Annotated in this window: 6 protein-coding genes; 3 read left to right on the forward strand and 3 right to left on the reverse strand. The window is 72.6% G+C overall.

Features of this window, described 5'->3' with window-relative positions:
* The 3 genes from E9529_RS22885 to E9529_RS21015 all read right to left on the reverse strand — a co-directional run.
* The coding region (locus E9529_RS22885) for a cutinase family protein (RefSeq protein ID WP_236833208.1) at nt 1–863 on the reverse strand (863 nt) is incomplete at its 3' end.
* Nucleotides 864–1093: 230 nt separating this feature from the next.
* On the reverse strand, nt 1094–1594 hold the full coding sequence (locus E9529_RS21010) for a hypothetical protein (protein WP_236833209.1): 501 nt from the start codon (nt 1592–1594) through the stop codon (nt 1094–1096).
* 450 nt (nt 1595–2044) lie between these two features.
* Nucleotides 2045–2575 (reverse strand): hypothetical protein, encoded by a 531-nt coding sequence (locus E9529_RS21015; protein ID WP_236833210.1) that lies wholly within the window; start codon nt 2573–2575, stop codon nt 2045–2047.
* A 412-nt stretch (nt 2576–2987) separates the two neighbouring features.
* Here E9529_RS21015 and E9529_RS21020 point away from each other — a divergent pair, with 412 nt between their 5' ends.
* The 3 genes from E9529_RS21020 to E9529_RS21030 all read left to right on the forward strand — a co-directional run bounded on the left by E9529_RS21020 (nt 2988) and on the right by E9529_RS21030 (nt 4819).
* Nucleotides 2988–3179, forward strand: coding sequence for an AlpA family transcriptional regulator (locus tag E9529_RS21020; protein ID WP_236833211.1), 192 nt, complete (start codon nt 2988–2990; stop codon nt 3177–3179).
* A 301-nt stretch (nt 3180–3480) separates the two neighbouring features.
* The gene (locus tag E9529_RS21025) at nt 3481–4137 is read left to right on the forward strand and encodes a hypothetical protein (protein ID WP_236833212.1); all 657 of its coding nucleotides are present in this window, start codon (nt 3481–3483) and stop codon (nt 4135–4137) included.
* Nucleotides 4130–4819 (forward strand): LuxR family transcriptional regulator, encoded by a 690-nt coding sequence (locus E9529_RS21030; protein WP_236833213.1) that lies wholly within the window; start codon nt 4130–4132, stop codon nt 4817–4819. Before E9529_RS21025 ends, E9529_RS21030 begins: the two co-directional genes overlap by 8 nt.
* Nucleotides 4820–4975: the final 156 nt, after the last annotated feature.

Raw genomic sequence — 4975 nt, forward strand, 5'->3', positions numbered from 1 at the left:
GTCGTGGGCGTGGTGGGCGCGAGGAGGGGGGAGGCCGCGATCTCGCGCGCCGCCTGCAGGAGCAGGGAGCGGTAACCGGTGCCGGTGTGGATCCGCGACGCCTCCTTCAGCGCCGACAGGGACGGGCTGACGCCGCGGTGCAGCAGGCGCGCCGCGTCGAAGTCGCAGGCGAGGTCCCGGGCCAGGCAGAAGTCGACGACGGGCGGCTGGGCGGCCACGTCCCGCCCGCCCGGCTGGAGGGCCGTGCGCACGCCCTGCGCGGTCGCCGCCGCGGTGCCGCGGCGGGTGGCGGTGGTCTGCGCCACGCGGTCGCCGTCGGCCACCAGCACGGTGGCGGCGACGCGCGAGAGCAGCGCCGTGCGCCCGTCGTCCGCGAGCCGTGCCAGCGCGCCGTGCAACGCCATGGCGCCCTGCGAGTACCCGGCCAGGACGAAGGCCGCTCCCGAGCAGCGGGCGTGCAGGGCCGCCATCTGCTCGACGGCGGAGGTCACGCCCTGGTCGACGCTGCGGGTGTAGTCCGCCAGGTTGCCCACCCGGTAGCGCTCCATCGCCGCGTCCCGCCGGGCGGGGTCGCCCAGCGCGGTCAGCTCGGTCCGCGTCGGGGTCAGCACGCCGATCGAGGTGGGGGAGTGCGCGACGGCCAGGCTCTCCACCACGAGCGCGCCGCCGTACCGGGCGGTGAGCTCGCGCTCGAGGGAGTCGGCGAAGTAGTCGGCGTTGGCGCCCATGCCCCGGTTGGTCGTCGTGACCGTCTCCGTGGAGCCGCGCGCGCCCACGACGGCGACGTCCGGGCAGTCGTCGGCGGCCGACCCGGCGGTGAGCGTGACGACGGCGGACGAGGTGAGCAGCGCGACGACCCCCACGGCCGTCAGCGCGCTCCGGCGTGCAAGGCCCACGACATCCCCCCGCGACCGGGGACGGGCACCGCGCGACGGGGAGAGGGCCGCCGGGTGCGCGTCCGCCTGAGGCCGCGGACGTTACGTGACCGCGCGGTCCCCGGCTACGGCTCCGTGCGCCGGCCGGTGCCCGCCGCGCCCGGACGCACCGCGGCCCCCGACCTGCAGGAGGTCGGGGGCCGCGGAGGACACCGGGATCAGATGTCGTAGTACATCGCGAACTCTCCCAGCGTGACTTGTGGTCGATGGTCTTCGACGGAATACGCCGCTGACCTGCGCTTATAGTGTTGGAAGGGATAGGGGGCTCGATTGGAAATCGTGCGGACTGTGTGCGGACTGGCGACGGCCTCCGTGCCTTCGATGCCAAGTGCGCCGTGCTCGATCGCCCTGGTGGACGCCGGCCGAGCCGCCCCAGCGGTAAGCGACGCAGGCGACCCGAGCCGGACCAGTTCGACGCCGAGCCGATCCTGGCGGTGCTCGAACGCCACGGCGTCGCCTATGTGACCGTCGGCGGCTACGCCGCCGTATGCACAGGTCGGCGCGGCCCCACCCGCGATGTCGACGTCACCCCGGCCACAATCCGAGAGAACCTGGACCGGCTGGCCGCTGTGCTGCGGGAGGTCGACGCGCGCATCCACACCGATGCCGTCCCCGAGGGGCTGCCCCGCAAGACCTCGGGGGAGGCCCTGGTCGGGCACCGAATGCTCAACCTGCAGGAGGACAGGAGAAGCCGATCCAACGCGGTGCTGCAAGGGAGAAGCGTGCTTGCCAATCTCCGGTTTTCCTCCCGTACCGGCGATGCCGCCCCCGCAGCCGGCCGAGGATGCCGGCTTCGGCGGCCCGCCGGAAGGGCGCTGCGCGTCCCTTCGGGATGGGCCTGCGGCCCACCCTTCCCCCGGATCCGCCGCAGCCAGAAGAGGCCGGTTGCGCGGGAGCGGCCAGGAATGTGGGCGAACACCCTCAGCGCCTCATCGCCACCGGCTTACCGGGGAGTCGCGGTTGAGGCGGGGGGCGGCGCCGATCAGGGGCTCCGTCGGCCGCTTGGCGACCGAGCCGGTTATCCCTACACTGGAGTCGCCTGTTGCGCTGAGCTTCAGGAAGTGGGCCCGGCTCCTCTCCGGACGGTGAGCAGCCGGGCTCCGCGGTTTCTAGCGGCCGGTCACGTCCTGGGCAGTGGTGATCGAGGCGATGCGTTGTCGCCACGCGCCTCCGGCCGAGTGACTCCAGGCCACTGCATCGGCGACCCAGAGGAGCGGGTCGCCGCTCGGCGGCAGGTGGACATACTGCAGCACGGGGCCGCCCAAACGATGAAGCTCCTCGACCAGGATCTGCCGGTCACGCTGGTCACGGCCCTGCCGGGATTCGATGACCAGTCGGTGCACGCCACGGTCGACCAGTGCAGCGGCCATCCGGCGGAAGCTCTCGGCGCGTAGATCGTCCTCGCGACCCTTGCCGGAGAACGCCAACGCCGAGACCTGTCCGCTGTCGATCAACGCGTCGAGGATCTGCCGGCGGCGGCTGTCGCGTTCGGTGACGAAGTGCCACCGCCGCTGACCGGGCAGGCAGAAGGAACGGACGAGGCGGCGCAGCGCGTCGACGTCCCCATCGAGAACAACCGCGACGCACACGTGGTACCGCGATCCGCGGGCGGACTCGTCGACGAAGGCCTGGGCGCTCAACTCGCGTCTGAGAGGTCCGCGCGGATTCGTCCTTCGCCCCGGTGCCAGGGGTATGACGCCACCGGCGCGGTCATCTGTCGCACGAGCAGCATCCTGAACGACCCCCTCATGAGGTGCGGTCTCGGGTGGGGCGCCGCCGCTCGCACGGTGGAGAACGAGGTGCCACACGAGCGGATCGGCAAGCAGGCCTTGGCGCTGACCGCGGACCCGCGGGGCGGGCGACGTTCGATGGTCTCCCGCAGGACGGCGCTGCTCGGAGACACAGGAGCAAGACGGCAGGAGCAACCGGAGGAGGACCGGAGCTTCACGGGAGAAGTTCTGGAGAAGTTGGCTGTGAGCTGTCACCAAGGACCGTGAGATCGCGCCTTCTACGAGTGAACCCGTAAACGACCTGCCCCGCCTGGAGTCAGCCATGCCCGAGCACACCGTCGACCAGCAGCCCGACCTGCTCACGATCGGCGAGGCCGCCGCACTGCTGCGCGCTCCCGTCGCCACGCTGCGGTACTGGCGTCACCTCGGTACCGGACCGCGCAGCTTCCGCCTTGGCCGCCGGGTCCTCTACCGGCGGGAGGACCTCTACGCGTGGGTCGACGCTCGCCGCTAGACCTGGTGGCCGCCCGTCCGTAGCCACGTACCTCGGCGCCGTTCCTCCGTCGTCCTCCAGTTTCCAGGCGCCGGCGATGTCAGTTTCGCGCGACCGGAGCCGACCGGGGGAGGCTGCGCAGTCTTCGGCGACGGTCGCCGGGAACCGCCGCAGTGGAGTGCTGTCCACAGCCCTCTGCGGCGTCCCCAGATTCCGGCACGCGGCGTCTCGGCTGGGCGAGGTCGGTCGACGCTGACCGAGACGAGACCAGCACAACCAGCTTGCGGTGACGACGCGGTACGAGGCAGCAGGAGGAGCAGCGATGGGATGGATGGGCCCGGTCGTGGGCGACCAGCAGCACGAGGGTTGGGTGGTGCCGGTCTTCGCCGACGGCGCGCAAGGCGCTGGGAGCACCAGCGCCCGCGGCGTGCTGGTGGCCCGCCGACCCGACGACGGGCCGCGCAACGGCGACCGGGTGCGGCTGACGTACCGCGACGGCTGCACTGTCGAGGGCATCTGGCAAGACGGCGCGGTCATCGGCGGCGACGGGATCGTGCATCACACCGGCGGCCAGGTCCGTCGGGAGGTCATCGACGAAGCGGAGGAGTGGCGCCCGGATGCTGCGGTGGTCGGCTGGGTCGCCGGCTGCACCTGCGGCTGGCGCGGAACCCCCTGGACCCGGGTGCCCGCACCGGAGCTGGCCGACCCGGCATCGCGGCGGCTGGCGGTCACCGGCCCGTGGGTCGATCTGGCGGCCGCCGACGAGAAGCGGGTCATGCTGGAGTGGCGCCGCCACATCGAGCCCTGGCAGACCCTTGAAGACGTCGAGCAGGCCGCGGTCCGGCAGGCAGCCGCTGCCTGCGTCCTAGACGAGGCGGTGTACGCCGCGCGGGCGGCCGGGGCCTCGTGGACCGCCATCGGCCGGGCCACCGGTGTGACCGGCCGGTCGGCCATCGAGCGGTGGTCCGCCGGTGGCTGAGCGCGCAGCCGGTCAGCCGGCACCGGCCGGGGGAGCGGCGGCGGGGCAGCGGACTGTGCTGGTCGTCGACCTCGACGGTGAGCTGCTCGTGCCACTGCGCGCGGTGGAAGAGGTGCTGCTGTGCCTGGGTCTGTGGGAGTACGAGGAACGACAGGACCCGGCCGCCGACGCCGAGCCGCTGCGGCTGCCGGCACCACTGGCCGACCGGGTCGCCCTCGCCGCCGTGCAGCGCCTACTCACCGCCCTGGCGCCGACGCAGTCCCTCGGAGCTGGGCGGGGCCGATTGCTCGCTCCGGATGGCCGCTACGAGCACGCGCCGCTGACCGCGCTGACCCTGCCGGCCGTCGACATCGACCTGCTGTCGGCCACAGCGGCCGCCCTCGGCCATCCCGGTCTCGACGCTGACATCGCCGACGTGGTCAACGCCCACGCGGGGCAGCTCGGCGACACCTACCGCTGCCCCGGCCGCGCCAGCTTCGTCTCGCTGCTCGCCCGACTGGCCGGCCTGCTCGACCTCGCCCCGACAGACGACACCCGCATGCTGACCGCCCGAATGCGGGCCACCCCACCCGGAACGGACTGCACGCTGAGTGAGGCCGACGAAGCCGCCTACACCCGCACCGCCGACCGGATGAACCGCATGCGGGCCCTCGGCTCCGGCATCGACCGCTACCTCTATTGAAGGATCAGGCTGGCGGCCCATCACTGGCCCCTCCTGGTGTCCCACAGGGGGTCGCTGAGCCCCGATCCACCATCGAATAGGCGTGTGGCTGCGCGTCGGAAAGCACGAATGCCCCTCTGACCAGGGACGATGTGGCTTGTCGAAGGTCTCATCGGT

The sequence above is a fragment of the Blastococcus sp. KM273128 genome (assembly GCF_021698975.1).
Taxonomy (GTDB): domain Bacteria; phylum Actinomycetota; class Actinomycetes; order Mycobacteriales; family Geodermatophilaceae; genus Blastococcus.